Raw genomic sequence first — 12259 nt, 5'->3', positions numbered from 1 at the left:
GCTCCTCATTTTATATGAGGAGTTCTGGCTTGTCTTCCGGCTGGCTCGTCTGTTATCCTGAACAAGTGCGCGGTCCCAATCGGGGCTGGCTCATCTTGTGAGTGAGAGGAAGCAGCAATGGGCATAACGAATCCGTCCGCTGCCGGAGCGCCGATGAGGCGCCTGAGCTATGGTCCTTTGTCGCTGCATTTTGGCGAGCTGCATCTGCCATCTGGTCCGGGGCCTCATCCCGTGGTGGTGCTGATTCATGGTGGCTTCTGGCGCAATCCTTATGATCTCGCTCTCATGCAGGGGCTGGCCGAGGATCTGACAGCTCACGGCCTAGCCACCTGGAACATCGAGTACCGTCGTCTGGGCGACGAAGGGGGAGGCTGGCCAGGCACTCTGCAGGATGTCGCCCGGGCTGTCGACGCCCTGCGTCAGATGGCGGAGAGCTTCCATCTTGATCTCAGACGGCTCGTCTCCGTTGGTCATTCTGCTGGTGGGCAGCTTGCCCTCTGGCTGGCAGCGCGGCCTCTGTTCCTGCAACGGGCTAGCGGTCCTGGGGGGGAGCTGTTTGTCAGTGAGGGGGCCTTATCCTTGCAGGGCGCGATCAGTCTGGCGGGTGTGGTCGATCTAGAGACTGGCTGGCGGCGCCATCTAGGGCGTGACGCTGTTGCTGAGCTGCTGGGAGGAAGCCCCGACGAAGTGCCTGAACGCTATCAGCTGGCCTCACCTGCGGCTCTGCTACCGCTCGGCGTTCCCCAGGTCTTGATTCATGGAACGGCGGATGATCGTGTCCCTGTGGAGATCAGTCGTGATTATGCCGCTCGGGCGCGTGCAGCGGGAGATCAGCTCACGCTCGTCGAGCTGCCTGGGGTCGATCACTTTGCCCTCATCGATCCCCACTCGGCAGCCTGGCAGACGGCTCGTGAGCTGGTGCTCTCCCTCTCTCGTCAGGGCTGATAAGGACAGGTAGGCTGCCGGACGAACGAGCGCAAGCGAGATGCAAGACGCGCGGTGGCCCTGACGAAGTTTCGATCGCCAGCGATCTGCCTTGTGGCCGGGCGCTCATCTCGTTGAAGCGCTCTCCTGGCTTTCTTTGTGGCTCGCTGTCGCTCAGCTAAGAGGATGTGCGTTTCGCCCACAGGCCGGTCTGCGAGACGAAGACATCGTAGCTGCCATCAGCTGGATTAAAGACGGCATTGCCGTAGGAGGCCTCCACGAAGTTGGAGAGCCAGCCGCCGCGCTGGTTGCGCATTGTCTGGAAGAAGTTATCATCGCCCCCGTTCAGGACCACGACCGTGTGCTTGGCATTTGCCTCCAGGTTGGGATCATCAAAGCGCCCCTCCAGGCGCGTCAGCTTGTACCCCGAATGGAGGCCCAGGACATTCAGCCAGGAGGGGTACTTGACAATGTCGCCCTGGAGCATCCACTCATCGCCGGCCACAATATAAAAGTTATCGGAGAGCTGCTTACCGTCCTGGCCATAGAGAACCAGCTCGACATTCATCGTGTGGGGCATATTGGCAACCGGATGGGCCCGGACCTGGGCCACCTTGATGTCGCCGGTCAGTCCAATATAGGTTTGCATCAGTGAGGTCAGCCAAAGCAGCAAGATCGCGAACAGTAACAGAACCAGCCCCCCGAGACCGTGGCCCACGCGATAGCGCCGCCGATAGCGAAAGAAACGCCGATGGGGTTGGTCATACCATCCGTGCTCCCAGGCCTCTTTCTCACTGCGGTAGGGGTGCTTTTGGCGGTAGTAGACCTTCTCGCCACGGACCACGCCGTGAATGGCGTAGATAAGCAGGGCTAAGCCGAGGGCTGCGATGGCAAAAAGCAAGAGCTGCTGCCAGCCGAAGACAAACGGTGTATTCATCGGGCCTTCCTTATCATTTCTGCTTCCCGGTATTACAGGAAGGTTGCTTCCTTTCAGCCATTGAAAATGCCTCTCTATCAGAAAACACGTTCCTGCCGGGGGGTTGGGGTTCTCTTCGAGAAGAATCTTACCGGGCGCGGTCTGCAGGGTCAAGGGACAGCAGAGCGAGCAAAAGGATGGCGAGGAAGGGCGAGACGGAGCTGCCTTGAGAGGGGAGGGTGCCGCCTGGTCCGGTTGGCAAGACCTGCGAGCAAGAGAGTATAGTAGAAGAACAGAGGTAGTGGCAAACGCCAACACGGACCAGGCAGGCGGGAGAAGAGGCCCACCGCATTGCGAGCGAGCGAGCGAGTCAACGGCGAGCTAGATCTCAGGGAGCAGCGCGGAGGGATGGCGCTGCAGGGCGCCGCAGGACTCACGGGTCACAAGGCTGGTGGGCAGAACAAGACGCGGTGCCTCATGCGGCGGCTCCTCGGCGGTAGCGGGCATGCTCTGCCGACGGCGCCGCGGCATTTGCTCCTGCTCGATTATCTCCAACAGCAGTTTGATGGCCTGCTCACCCATCGCGTGCACCGGCTGACGCACCGTCGTCAGGGAGGGCCGCACATGGGCAGAGGCGGGGTTGTCATCAAAGCCGACCAAGGCCAGATCCTGGGGGATGCGCAGGCCGAGCGTTTCGGCAGCAGCGATCACGCCATAGGCCATGTAGTCACTGGCAGCAAAGATGGCAGTGGGTCGCTCGCTGATGGGGCGTGAAAGGAGCGCCAGAGCACAGCGCTGGCCACCCGCAGGCATAAAGTCGCCTTCCAGAACCAGCGAAGGGTCTACTTCCAGGCCAGCCTCCTGGAGCGCGTCACAGTAGCCCTGATAGCGCTCGTGGGAGACACAGTACTTGAGCGGCCCCTGGATGTGAGCAATGCGCCGATGACCAAGCTCGATCAGGTGGCGGGTGGCCTCGTAGGCGCCACGCCGATTGTCGGCCCCAATCCAGGGAATGCCCTCCGGCGGCGGACTCTGGTCATCGATGAGTACAACCGGGAAGCCCTGGCGACGCAGCCGCGTCAGGTGCTGGCTAGACTGACCCGGGAAAACGGCCAGCAGCCCGGCGGTCAGCCGCGTGGCGAGAATACGGTCGATAATTTTGCCACAGTCTCGCTCGTGGTTAGAGCTGCTGATGCTGTAGAGCACCATTTCATAAGAGGTGCTCTCGACAACAGACGCCACACTCAGGAGCAGTTCGGGAATCAGTGGCCAGGTCAGGGCCGGTACCAGCACGCTGATCAGGGGATTGCGTCCAGCTGCTAGCCCGGCTGCGGTGATGCTGGGTACGAAACCTTGCTCCTCAACAATGCGCAGGATGCGCTCGCGCGTCGCCGGGTCGACATCCGGCTTGTTATGGAGGACACGCGAGACGGTGGTCGTGGAGACCTTCGCCAGGCGTGCAATATCGAGTATCGTGACTTTGTGGGCCATAGGTGTTTGCTTTTCGCCTCCGCTGCATGTGGAACATAACTGCCTCAAGGCAGGCAGGCCGGTGGAAACCTGCCTTCATGTCGTCTCTACTCCGCTTTGCTGCTCCGGGTTCCTGCGCTACTCTGTGAGAGATCACAGGCGACCTGCTTCGGTTACCTGCTTACGAGATAAGTATACCGAAACGCCAGCATAAGCACAAGCATCCCGACGGTTCCATCCTGCCTGCTAATGTCCCACAGGTGACAATCAAAATTCTTCCCAATACATCTACTTTCGTAAACGATTACGGCAACGGTTACAAAAAGAAGGTCAGCAGCCGCAGGCATTTTATCGGTCATCGGAGAGGTGACGCCTGGCTTGTCAGAGCGCGTAGCAGGTGGCCCGTGCGCGGACGTTTTTCATTGGCAGAGCGATGCCATTGAACCAGGCGACACTGAAGTCGGGCCAGTCGCCTTCGACCGCTTCAGGCCGGTCGTGTGCCAGGGAGGAGCCACGCCCATCATCGCCGTCAACTGCGATTGCAGGGTGCTCCAGGAGGCTGCTGCCTGGGTGAGGTATGCCAACCTCACCCGTCACTATGATAGCAAATTCTGGAAGATTGGCAACGAAGTCTCTGGCAATGGGACCTATGGAGCAAGCCAAGAAGACGAGACGCCGGCCCAAAAAGGGCCGGCGGCCTCTGTCTGCCAGGGCACTGCCATTCATCCAGGCCAGTAAGGCGGCTGCTCTGACCTGCAAGATCGTGCAAGATCGGCAGGCATCGTGCTCGCCGTGCCTGGTGGCTGGCTGGACGGCGTCATTGTTCCGGGCGACAGCTTGATTAGTAAATGTCTACAACGGAGAGAGCGATGAGACGGCGGGCTGGCGGGGGCCAGTGCCGTCTCATCCATACTGCTGGGCTGATCCAGCTCATCCTGACAGCAGGTACTCAGACTGCCTGGCTTTCTCCTGCTGATGACCTATCTGGGCTGACTATTCAGGCCAGGGCTGCCTCCAGCCCCTCCTGCTCGACTGCGATGGGGCGCTTGAGCACAAAGAGCATACCGGTTGTCACCAGCGTGCCCACGGCAATCGAGAGCAGGTACTGTGGCAGATTGCCGACCACCCCGGGGAGGAACATGACCCAGATCCCGCCGTGGGGGACATGAAGCTGGCAGCCGAAGAAAGCCGAGAGCGCACCGGTCACCGCTGAACCGATCATGATCGAGGGAATAACGCGGAACGGGTCATTGGCGGCGAAGGGAATAGCACCTTCTGTAATAAAGGAGAGGCCCAGCACCCAGGCGGCCTTACCAGCCTCCCGCTCATCGGGAGTAAAGCGATTCTTGAAGAGCAGCGTTGCTAATGCCAGCCCGAGCGGTGGCGTCATTCCGGCGGCCATCGCGGCAGCCATTGGCAGGGAGACGGGGTTATGAGGATCGAGCAGCAGGCCCGTCGAAAAAGCGTAGGCCGCCTTATTGACCGGGCCTCCCATATCGAAAGCCATCATCAAACCGATGATCAATCCCAGCACGGCGGCGTTGGCGCCCTGCAGGTTTTTGAGGCCGCTGACCAGGGCCTGATTGAGCAGGGCTACAGGGGTACCGACCACATAGAGCATCAGCAAGCCCACGATCAGCGAACCGAAGAGGGGCAAAATCAGCACTGGCATCAGGCCGGCCAGATTGCTGGGCAGGCGAATACTGCGGTTCATCCAATAGACCAGGTAGCCGGCCAGGAAACCGGCGATGATGCCGCCCAGGAAACCCGAGCCGGTCAGGCTGGCCAGCACTCCACCGATCATGCCTGGAGCAATGCCTGGCCGGTCGGCGATGGAGTAGGCGATGAAGCCCGAGAGGATAGGTACGAAGAGCAGGAAGCCCGCCTTAGCGCCAATCACGAAGAGCGCCGCCCCTACCGACTGCAGTGGGTTAGCGCTGAAGCCGGTCGTCAGAGTAGTCAGATTGGAGGTATCGTAGAAGGCGATGCGATAGCCTGCGATGGCGAAAGCCAGCGCGATCAAAATACCGCCCGCGACGACAAAGGGGATCATGTAGGAGACGCCAGTCAAGAGGTGCTTATAAGGGCCGCGACGAGCCTGGGCCCGGGCCGCCTTAGCCTGCTGGACGCGCTCCAGATAGTTTTGGCCCCCGCTTGACTCTGTTGTAGTGGCGGTGCCGCTCGTGCTTGTGGAAGCCTGGCCTGCAGCCGCTTCGGCGCGGGCGAGCGCTTCGCGAATGACCGCCGGGCCGTCTTTGATGGCGGCGCTGGTCGAGGTCTCATAGACCGTCTTCGCGCTGAAGCGGCTCAGATCCACCTTCGTATCGGCGGCGATAATCACCACATCGGCAGCAGCGATCTCCTCGGGAGTCAAGGTATTTTGGGCGCCGACCGATCCCTGCGTCTCAACTTTGATGGTATGGCCCAAAGCCTCTGCGCCACGCTGGAGGCCCTCAGCGGCCATAAAGGTGTGGGCGATGCCCGTAGGGCATGAGGTGATGGCTACAATCCGTGCCATGGGCGAACTCCTTTGTGTGTGCTAGGTGTTGACGAAACAACGCTGCTTCGTTGCTCAGCGCATACGTAAGTAGGTAGGGGCTGAAACACTGCTCACTGCTCTTGTCTTTGCCGACCGGTTGCCAACCTGACGGGAACGCCTTGCTCGCCACTAGCCCTCGGCGGTCAGCAGCGCCAGCGGTGAGAGCTGCACCTGCTCGCCATAGTGCGCCAGCACCGACGGAGGCGGCAACTGTCCATCGAGGCGCGTAATACGGGCCAGGGAATAAGCTGTAGCCAGACGCGCCGTGGCTGCCAGATCGAGCGCGCGCAGCTCGGCCAGCACCAAAGCGGCCACCATTGCATCGCCGGCCCCGACCGTACTCTCTACCTGCACCGCTGGGGGCAGGGCCTGCAGCACCTGCTCGCGTTCCACAAACAGCGCTCCCTGCTCGCCGAGCGAGACGACGACCCGCCGAATATCGTGCTCCAGCAAGGAGTGAGCGGCCTGAGCGATCTCATCCAGGCTGGCCAGGGGCTGCCCGACCAGCTGCTCTAGTTCTGCACGGTTCGGCTTCACCAGGGTCGGCCCAGCAAGGATGCCCTGAGCGAGGGCCTCGCCGCTGGCATCGAGCACCGTTAGCCGGCCCAGGGCCTTCAAACGGGCGATGAGCGTCGCATAGAGCGAGGAGGGCACTGCTGGTGGAAGGGTTCCCGCCAGCACAAACCAGCGACACTCGCTGGCCAGGGCCTCGATGGTCTCCCATAACTCGCTCAAAGCCTCCTCCGAGGGGGCCAGGCCCGGCAAATTGATATCGGTAGTCTGTCGTCGCTCCTCATCAACAATCTTGATGTCGATGCGGGTCTGGCCTGGGAGACGCACGAACGCATCGGTGATCCCGCGCTCAGCAAAGAAGCGCTCGAAGAGCAAGGCGTTCTCACTTCCCAGAAAGCCAGTAGCAATGACCGGGCAGCCGCTCGCAGCCAGAAAAGCGGCCACATTAATCCCCTTGCCGCCGGCCTGTGAGAGCATGGTCCGTGCCCGGTGGACGTGGCCCGGCTCCAAAGAAGCCACACGCACCGTCTGATCGATTGCCGGATTCAAAGTCACCGTTGCCACCTTCATAGGGCGTGTACCTCCTCTGCCGAGCGGCAGCCTAAAGCCCGCCGGGCCAGCTGCTGCAGTTCGACCAATGAGCGGCGACGGATCTGCGCTTTAATCGTCGCGATTGCGGGGATGGTCATGCTCAGTTCCGAGACACCCAGGCCGACCAGGAGCGCGGCCCCCAGCGGCTCGCCGGCCATCCCGCCACAGACGCCAACCCACTTGCCAGCTGCCCGCGCTGCCTCCACCGTGCGCGCAATCAGCCGTAGAACGGCGGGATGAAGGGCGTCGGCCTGGCGCGCGAGTTGGGGATGGAGACGATCCATCGCCAGCGTATACTGTGTCAAATCATTGGTACCGATCGAGAAGAAGTCGACCTCCGCGGCGAACTCCTCGGCCAGCAGCACTGCAGAAGGCACCTCGACCATCATGCCCAACGGCAGCCGTGGCGCGTTCAACTCGCGCCGTACGCGCTCGGCATAGTCGCGGGCCTGGGCAAAGTCCTCCAGCGTTGCAATCATCGGGAACATAATGCTGATCGGCCCACAGGCGGCGGCGCGGTAGAGCGCGCGCAACTGTGTTATAAAGAGATCTGGATAGGCCAGACACAGACGAATGCCGCGTAGACCTAAGAAAGAAGAATCTTCGGCGGACAACTCCAGATAGGGCACCTGCTTATCGCCGCCGATATCCAGCGTTCGAATGATCAGCGGGCGCCCGTTCAAGGCGCGGGCCATCGCGCAGTACGCCGCGTACTGCTCATCCTCCGAAGGAGGAGCGGCCCGTCCGAGAAAGAGAAATTCCGTGCGCATCAAACCGACGCCCTCCGCTCCAGCGGCCAGGGCCTGGGGAACCTCCTCGGCGCGGTTGATATTGGCCGCGATCTCCACAGCGTGACCATCGCGGGTCACGGCTGGGGCAAAGCGCTGCTGCTGAGCTGCCTCCTCCTGCTGCTGCAGCTGCTCCTGCAAGGCGAGCGCCTCAGCCAGATCGGCCTCACTGGGCTTTACGTAAAGCCGTCCATTGAAACCATCGAGGATTGCTGGTGTTCCGTCGGCGAGCGCCAGCACCGCCTCACCAGCGGCCACCACCGCCGGGATGCCCTGGGAACGAGCGATAATGGCCGTATGCGACGTTGGGCCACCGCGCGCCGTGCACAGACCCTGCACGATATCCGGGTCCAAAGACGCCGTATCTGAAGGGGTCAGATCGTCTGCCACCAGAATCACCGGCCCACTGCTGGGAAAGGCTCCAGTGGCGCTCACACCGAGCAGATGGCGCAGCACCCGCTCGCCCACGTCGCTGAGATCGACGGCGCGGCCCGCCAGCACGGGATCATCGAGCTGCTGCAGCTGGTTCACACGCCTGCTGATGGCCTGTTGCCAGGCCCAGGCGGCACCGTGACCAGCATAGATCAGGCGGATGGCCTCTTGAATCAGCTCGGCGTCTTGCAAAAACTCGCGATGGGCGCGGAAGATCGCGGCCCGACTCGAACCGAGGCGCGCGCGCACCTCCTCATAGAGCTGGTCCAACTCGGCCTGAGCGGTATCGAGGGCGCGCTGAAGAGCCAGACCTGCGCTGGCGGGATCGCCCGGCTGATCAGTGACCTCCAGGTGCTCGCGGCGGTAGCGCTGTAGCGGCGCAATCGCCAAACCGCCAGAGGCTCCAAGACCGCTGTAGGTGGCCGCCACCGAGCGCGGGGCCCAGCGCGGCACGGCACCTGAGCTTGTCTCGTCGCGCGCTGGCGGTGGCTCCAGCTCGTCACCCAGACCAGCGGCGATCGCTTCCTGTAGGGTGGCCAGAGCCTGGGGCGCGTCGGGACCTTCTGCCGAGACCCGAATAACGGCCCCGCGCTCGGCCCCCAGCTGCAACAGCGCAATCAAACTCTTTCCATCGGCGACACGCTCGCCATAACGCACCCGAATCGCAGCCTGGAAGGCGCGCGCCAGCTCCACAAAGCGCGCCGCCGGGCGGGCATGCAGCCCGGTCCGATTCTGAATCACTGCTTCGAATGAAGAGGCGTAGTCGGCCATGGTGCTCGGAGCGGCGGGCCGTTCGCCAGTGAGGGCCTCGATAATATCACGGGGGTCAGTTGTGTGGATCAGGCGCTCGACAGCTGCCGCGTCGCCGAGCACGCGCGTTAACCGCCGCAGCGCATCGATATGTTCGTCGGAGCGGGCGGCAATAGCGACGACCAGATGGACAAGCTCGCCTGGGTTCCAGGCCACGCCGGCAGGGAGCTGCAGCACAGCAATGCCGGTACGGTGGATCAGCTCCTGGTCATGGGGCAAACCGTGGGGGATGGCGATACCGTTGCCAAGATAGGTGTTGGCGACCTGCTCACGCTGCAACATGCTGTCAATATAGCCTGCCTCAATGCAGCCACTGCGCACCAGGAGATCGCCCGCCTGGCGAATGGCTCCTTGCTTGTTTTCAGCCTGCGCCTGCAGCCGGACTTGCTGCTCACTTATGCGAATCATGGTTGCCTCCAGGGGGATAGGAGCCAGGGCACACACTCTGTCTTATTTGTAAACGATTACAATAAAATTGTCAAGTGCCTCCCCCTTTCCCGCAGCTTCAGTGGCCCAGAAATTGCCCTTTTTGGCCGAAAAACGGCAGAGATTTTTGTAAACGATTTCAAAATGATTACTGAGATGGCCGCATGGTGATATGCCGAGATACAAAATTGTGGTATAGTAAGATTCAAATCGACTGGAGCGAGTCAGTCAGCCAGCGAGCCAATCACCGGGAGGCATTTCGGAGAGCGTGCATGGCGAGCATCAAAGAGGTAGCCAGGGCCGCGGGTGTATCCACGGCCACCGTTTCGCGGGTACTGGCCAACAGCCCGCACGTACGTCCGGCGCTGCGCGAGCGTGTTCTGAAAGCCATCAAGGAACTAGAGTATCGGCCCAATCTGATTGCGCGCAGCCTGCGTGCTCAGCAGACCACGACCATCGGTCTGATTGTCTCAGACATTCGCAATCCTTTCTTCACGGCCATCAGCCGTGCCGTTGAGGATACCGCTTACGAGGAAGGCTACAGTCTGATTCTCTGTAACACGGACGAGGACCCCAAGAAGGAGAGCATTTATCTCAACGTGATGCGCGATGCCAACGTTGCGGGCGTTATTCTGTCGCCGACTGGGCCGACGGCGGCGGGGCTACACGAGCTGGAGACAGGCTTTGCCGTAGTAGTCATTGATCGCTCGATTCCTGATGCGGACGTGGATATGGTTTTACTGGACAACGTTGATTCGGCCTATCGCCTGACCCGCCATCTGCTGGAGAATGGCTATCGGCGGATTGCCGCCATCTGTGGCGAGCGCAGCACCACGGGGCGGGAGCGCTGTACTGGCTACGAGCAGGCGTTGCGCGCGTATGGGTTGCTGCCGGGTGCGGAGCTGGTGCGCTTTGTGCCGCCGCAGATTGAGGCTGGCTATGCGGCTGCTCTGCGCCTGTTGGAGTTGCCCGAGCCGCCGGAGGCCCTGCTCACGACCAATAGTCTGTTGGCGGCGGGAGCCTTGGAGGCGATTCACGAGCGTGGGCTGCGTATTCCTGATGACGTGGCGCTGGTCACCTTTGATGAGACGACCTGGGCCTCGCTGGTTCAGCCGCCGATCACCTTGATCGAGCAGCCGACCTATGAGATCGGAAAGACAGCTACCGAGCTGCTGCTGCAGCGGGTGGCTGAGCCGGAGCGCCCGACCCGGCGTGTTATTCTCAAGGGGCGCCTGCTCGTTCGTGGCTCCAGTGCCCCGCGCGTGCGTTGTGGCTGAGTGAGAGTGGCCTCTGATGAGCGATGAACCTGGGCGAGTAGCTGGTGGGGAATATTCTCTGTCTGTATGAAGGAGGAGGCCATGCGTTATCTGTGGCCCGAGTATGTCTATACGCCCCGTGGCTGGCAGCGTGATCTGCTGGTAGCTCTGAATGAGGAGGGGCGCATTGCGGGTCTGCAGCCACGCTTTGCCGCCGACGGGGCCGTTCTTGCCTTGCCGGAAGGGGCTGTAGTGGAGCCTCTGCGTGGGAAAGCCCTGTTGCCCGGCTTCGTCAATGTCCACAGCCATGTCTTCCAGCGCGCGCTCCGTGGCCTGGCCCAGCGGCCTGTCAGTGGACACGATACCTTTTGGAGCTGGCGGGAGGCGATGTATGCGGAGGCCCAGCGCCTCGATCCTGAGCGTCTCTACACGCTGGCCCTGGCCACCTATCGCGAGATGTTGGCCGCCGGCTACACCACCGTCGGCGAGTTTCATTATGTGCATCATCAACCTGATGGCCAGCCCTATCCTTCCCCTAATCTCATGGCCGAGGCCCTGCTGCAAGCGGCCAGCGACGCGGGCATTCGCCTGGTGATCTTGCTCGCCGCCTATGCGCGCAACGACTTTGGTCAACCAGCCTTAAGGGAGCAGCGCCGTTTTTGCGATCCCTCAGTCGCTGCCTATCTAGAGCGGGTCGAGGCTCTGCGCCGCCTGGGGGTCTCTGTCGGGCTGGCGCCGCACTCAGTGCGGGCCGTTCCCGAGGACTGGTTGCGGGCCATTGCTGCCTACAGCCGGCAGCAGGGGCTGCCGTTGCATATCCATGCCGATGAGCAACCTGCGGAGATCGCAAGCTGTCTGGCGGCCTGTGGTTGCCGTCCGCTCGAGTTGCTGGCGCGCTGTGAGGTGCTTGGGCCGCTGACCACTGTCGTTCATGCCACGCATGCTGATCAGCAGGAGCTAGCTCTCCTGGCCAGCTCGCGAACCAGCGTTTGCCTCTGTCCCACGACCGAAGGCGACCTGGGCGATGGCATCCCACCGTACCGCGACTTCCTGGCGCTGGGCATTCCCCTGACCATCGGCTCCGACAGCAATACGCGCCTTGACCCATTTGAAGAACTGCGCTGGGCTGAATACACGGCCCGCCTGCGCTACGGCGAGCGGCGCGTGCTGGTGGCCGGACCAACAGCCTCGCCCGGCCCCTATCTGCTGGTCTGCGGCTGTGAACACGGCGCGGCGGCCCTGGGAGTCGAGAGCGGACGCCTCGAACCTGGTCGCCTGGCTGATCTGGTCGCCATTGATCTGGAGCATCCCATGCTTCAGGGGTGGACCACCGAGAGCCTGCTCGATGGCCTCTTTTTCGGCGCCTCGGCGGAGGTCGTCGGGGCTGTCTGGGTAGCGGGAAAGCAGGTCTATGCCCGCTGAATGCCCTCCTTCGTCGAGCCTGAGAGGGCCGCTCGCGACGCTCTCACTCCTGGAGCAGGCTCGTTTCTTTGCTGTTCTGGCTGCGAAGAAGACCGTGTCGTGATTGGTTTTCTCGTGTATTATCCTCTGCTATCACTTGTGCACCTCGTAAAAACGTTCTATAATAGAAACG

The 12259-nt window shown here is 61.9% G+C and carries 9 protein-coding genes; 4 read left to right on the top strand and 5 right to left on the bottom strand.

The window, feature by feature from the left end:
• The first annotated feature begins 117 nt into the window (after positions 1-117).
• Entirely contained in the window at positions 118-945 is an 828-nt protein-coding gene (locus tag BGC09_RS02280) for an alpha/beta hydrolase family protein (protein WP_069801686.1), read from the top strand.
• Positions 946-1102: 157 nt separating this feature from the next.
• Here the strand turns inward: BGC09_RS02280 and BGC09_RS02275 are convergent, their stop codons facing one another.
• Both BGC09_RS02275 and BGC09_RS02270 read right to left on the bottom strand, forming a co-directional pair.
• Positions 1103-1861, bottom strand: a complete 759-nt coding sequence (locus BGC09_RS02275; RefSeq protein WP_069801684.1) for a hypothetical protein — start codon at positions 1859-1861, stop codon at positions 1103-1105.
• Positions 1862-2221: 360 nt separating this feature from the next.
• On the bottom strand, positions 2222-3331 hold the full coding sequence (locus BGC09_RS02270; protein WP_069801682.1) for a LacI family DNA-binding transcriptional regulator: 1110 nt from the start codon (positions 3329-3331) through the stop codon (positions 2222-2224).
• A gap of 357 nt (positions 3332-3688) precedes the next feature.
• Here BGC09_RS02270 and BGC09_RS02265 point away from each other — a divergent pair, with 357 nt between their 5' ends.
• Complete coding sequence (locus BGC09_RS02265) at positions 3689-4048, top strand: hypothetical protein (protein ID WP_069801679.1); 360 nt, start codon at positions 3689-3691, stop codon at positions 4046-4048.
• Positions 4049-4307: 259 nt separating this feature from the next.
• Here BGC09_RS02265 and BGC09_RS02260 read toward each other — a convergent pair whose 3' ends face one another.
• From BGC09_RS02260 to ptsP, 3 genes are all read right to left on the bottom strand, one after another.
• Positions 4308-5828 carry a PTS fructose transporter subunit IIC gene (locus tag BGC09_RS02260; protein ID WP_069801677.1) on the bottom strand — a complete coding sequence of 507 codons (1521 nt, stop codon included), beginning with the start codon at positions 5826-5828 and terminating at the stop codon, positions 4308-4310.
• A gap of 150 nt (positions 5829-5978) precedes the next feature.
• Positions 5979-6932 (bottom strand): 1-phosphofructokinase, encoded by a 954-nt coding sequence (gene pfkB, locus BGC09_RS02255; RefSeq protein WP_069801675.1) that lies wholly within the window; start codon positions 6930-6932, stop codon positions 5979-5981.
• On the bottom strand, positions 6929-9391 hold the full coding sequence (gene ptsP, locus BGC09_RS02250; protein ID WP_069801673.1) for a phosphoenolpyruvate--protein phosphotransferase: 2463 nt from the start codon (positions 9389-9391) through the stop codon (positions 6929-6931). Before ptsP ends, pfkB begins: the two co-directional genes overlap by 4 nt.
• 290 nt (positions 9392-9681) lie before the next feature.
• Here ptsP and BGC09_RS02245 point away from each other — a divergent pair, with 290 nt between their 5' ends.
• Both BGC09_RS02245 and BGC09_RS02240 read left to right on the top strand, forming a co-directional pair.
• A complete protein-coding gene (locus BGC09_RS02245) occupies positions 9682-10686 on the top strand; it encodes a LacI family DNA-binding transcriptional regulator (RefSeq protein WP_069801671.1) in 1005 nt (334 codons plus the stop codon).
• Between the two features lie 81 nt (positions 10687-10767).
• Entirely contained in the window at positions 10768-12087 is a 1320-nt protein-coding gene (locus BGC09_RS02240; RefSeq protein WP_069801668.1) for a formimidoylglutamate deiminase, read from the top strand.
• Positions 12088-12259: the final 172 nt, after the last annotated feature.

The organism is Thermogemmatispora onikobensis (genome assembly GCF_001748285.1).
GTDB lineage: Bacteria > Chloroflexota > Ktedonobacteria > Ktedonobacterales > Ktedonobacteraceae > Thermogemmatispora > Thermogemmatispora onikobensis.
The sequence above is the reverse complement of the archived record's forward strand: the minus strand, read 5'-3'. Positions and strand labels throughout refer to the sequence as shown.

What these genes read in the sequence shown, in the direction of transcription:
- BGC09_RS02280 (WP_069801686.1), top strand. Translation starts at nt 118, where the DNA reads ATGGGCATAACGAATCCGTCCGCTGCCGGAGCGCCGATGAGGCGCCTG.
- BGC09_RS02275 (WP_069801684.1), bottom strand. Translation starts at nt 1,861, where the DNA reads ATGAATACACCGTTTGTCTTCGGCTGGCAGCAGCTCTTGCTTTTTGCC.
- BGC09_RS02270 (WP_069801682.1), bottom strand. Translation starts at nt 3,331, where the DNA reads ATGGCCCACAAAGTCACGATACTCGATATTGCACGCCTGGCGAAGGTC.
- BGC09_RS02260 (WP_069801677.1), bottom strand. Translation starts at nt 5,828, where the DNA reads ATGGCACGGATTGTAGCCATCACCTCATGCCCTACGGGCATCGCCCAC.
- pfkB (WP_069801675.1), bottom strand. Translation starts at nt 6,932, where the DNA reads ATGAAGGTGGCAACGGTGACTTTGAATCCGGCAATCGATCAGACGGTG.
- ptsP (WP_069801673.1), bottom strand. Translation starts at nt 9,391, where the DNA reads ATGATTCGCATAAGTGAGCAGCAAGTCCGGCTGCAGGCGCAGGCTGAA.
- BGC09_RS02245 (WP_069801671.1), top strand. Translation starts at nt 9,682, where the DNA reads ATGGCGAGCATCAAAGAGGTAGCCAGGGCCGCGGGTGTATCCACGGCC.
- BGC09_RS02240 (WP_069801668.1), top strand. Translation starts at nt 10,768, where the DNA reads ATGCGTTATCTGTGGCCCGAGTATGTCTATACGCCCCGTGGCTGGCAG.